Source organism: Prochlorococcus sp. ALOHA_ZT_50 (assembly GCF_022447305.1).
In the GTDB taxonomy this organism is placed as follows: Bacteria; Cyanobacteriota; Cyanobacteriia; order PCC-6307; family Cyanobiaceae; genus Prochlorococcus_A.
The window spans coordinates 1-1,905 of the sequence record NZ_JAKVCI010000064.1; the positions used below are offsets into that span (position 1 = coordinate 1).

Genomic DNA, 1,905 nt, shown 5'->3' on the forward strand with positions numbered 1-1,905 from the left:
AATTAGTACTAAATGGGATGACAAATCATGGCAGAAAGAGTTCCTTAAAATGAAATCTTATTCGCCTCCAGATGCAAAAATTTTAATGGGGAGCGTAAAAGATTTAAAAATGCTTGGCGTTTAGATGTTCTACAAGTTGAATACGAAAAACTGAAGAAAAATAAATGCAACAAGATCTACAGTCAATACGTTCGCAGAAGATCCTGATGGGTATAAGATAGAGCAAATAGAAAGAAACTAATGAAGGAATTAGAAGAAAATACTATTGAACAAATAAGAACTCTTCTTAATTATTTAGAGCAAACAGATCTATTAAAAAACAAGGATATTCTTAGATGCTTAGATGTAATAGCAAGAGAGTATGGCGGAGAAGTAGTTGACAAAAATTAAATGGCAAATCCAGATCAAAAAACAATATTGCTAGAACAAGCTTATGACGAACTAAAGGCAATTTGCACCAAGTTCCAAGACGAATCTGGAGCTACAGATATGGAAGTAAAAACTTTACTTAGAGAACTTGCGAGGGTTTATGAAAAAGATATTGATGACAACTATGACATAGATTGGGAAGTTTAAATAAGTTTATTTGATATTCTTTTGCTATAAATTAATTGAGGCCAAACCTCGTCAGCACACTCTACGTTTGCTGCAAGACATAAATTGATTCTATATAGTTGCGAGTCGATTTAATAACCCTTTCAGTAGTTGGAATTTCTGGAAGGGTTTCTTGTTACTGATATTTATTTAGTAATCGGTTATAAATTACCAACAATACTATTACCCCAACTATTCCATAAATTGCATGGTATGGGTCGTGGTGATTCTGCCAAAGCTCCTTTAAAAATAACTTCAATACTTCATAGCTATTGCCCAATGAGAATAACATCCATAAGATTTTTCTCTAATTAATTTGCATAATTTCTTACAACTGGTAATTTTAGTGGGCTTCAATAAATTCAAATGCAAGATCAAAAAATTGAAAAGATAGCAGCTGTTGCAGTAAACATAACTAAGGTGCTGGTAATAATTTATCTAGGCTTCGTAGAAGTATTTAAAATTGGCAAATTACTTAGAGAGAAGTTAGATGCTGAATTTGATATTTCTCGAAAATGGGCTTCACAAAATTATTCAATTCTAAAAAAACGACTAGCGGAAGATAAAGTAGCGGGTGTTATAGAAAATTAGTAAGCGTTATATTTACGCAACAAGTTTGATCGAATATACGGCATCCTTACAATTATTTTTTTTATCCCATTCCTTTGCGAAAGGAGATTCCATCTCTGCACCTAATTTTTCTAAGTCGGTACAGTTCATTAATAAATGAGATTTGTGTTCATTCACTTTTACAAACTCATAATCAGTTACAAACTCTTTGCACATTTCTTCAAGAAATAATGTCGTTACATCATTTTTAAATTCTTCAAATGTACAGCTAAAAGTTGAGATGATGAGAGTGTTCATTAAAAAAAGGAGCTAATTGCCCCTTATTTTAGATCGACTGTCAATCTCTTTCTATGAGTAGACTTTGGCAACTATTGGACCAGCTTCTTCATCAGTAAATACAGGTGTGGTTTCCCAATTGAGAAATTCACCCCATTCAGCGGCATGTTGATATATTGCTTTTGGATCATCAGTCTTTAAAACTATCCAACCCTCTAAAGAACCGGGTGCGTGATATCTTCCAATCATCTCAACTCCAGGATAATCTCCCCCACCACCAAGAAATTTTTCTGCACCTTTTTGATGATATCCGGCCTTAAATGACCAATGCTGAACATAAAGCATTTTATTTTTTAATTTTTATTGGCTTTCTATTACTAGCAAAAAAAATAATTCCTGAAAATAAATATTGTTAATTGCCCCTTATTGTAGATCGACTTTCCAAAAAAATTTCAAAACTAAAGC

At 32.7% G+C, this 1,905-nt stretch carries 6 protein-coding genes; 4 read left to right on the top strand and 2 right to left on the bottom strand.

All coding sequences use genetic code 11. The features are described from left to right. Positions 1–240: 240 nt before the first annotated feature. The 4 genes from MK115_RS09230 to MK115_RS09245 all read left to right on the top strand — a co-directional run bounded on the left by MK115_RS09230 (position 241) and on the right by MK115_RS09245 (position 1,185). The gene (locus MK115_RS09230; RefSeq protein WP_187151019.1) at positions 241–390 is read left to right on the top strand and encodes a hypothetical protein; all 150 of its coding nucleotides are present in this window, start codon (positions 241–243) and stop codon (positions 388–390) included. Beyond that, a complete protein-coding gene (locus tag MK115_RS09235; protein ID WP_287610926.1) occupies positions 391–576 on the top strand; it encodes a hypothetical protein in 186 nt (61 codons plus the stop codon). 129 nt (positions 577–705) lie between these two features. Continuing rightward, a complete protein-coding gene (locus MK115_RS09240; protein ID WP_287610927.1) occupies positions 706–909 on the top strand; it encodes a hypothetical protein in 204 nt (67 codons plus the stop codon). A 51-nt stretch (positions 910–960) separates the two neighbouring features. After that, positions 961–1,185 (top strand): hypothetical protein, encoded by a 225-nt coding sequence (locus tag MK115_RS09245; protein WP_287610930.1) that lies wholly within the window; start codon positions 961–963, stop codon positions 1,183–1,185. 12 nt (positions 1,186–1,197) lie between these two features. Here MK115_RS09245 and MK115_RS09250 read toward each other — a convergent pair whose 3' ends face one another. After that, complete coding sequence (locus MK115_RS09250) at positions 1,198–1,461, bottom strand: hypothetical protein (RefSeq protein ID WP_025894727.1); 264 nt, start codon at positions 1,459–1,461, stop codon at positions 1,198–1,200. 51 nt (positions 1,462–1,512) lie between these two features. Then, complete coding sequence (locus MK115_RS09255; RefSeq protein WP_019480434.1) at positions 1,513–1,785, bottom strand: DUF3303 domain-containing protein; 273 nt, start codon at positions 1,783–1,785, stop codon at positions 1,513–1,515. Positions 1,786–1,905: the final 120 nt, after the last annotated feature.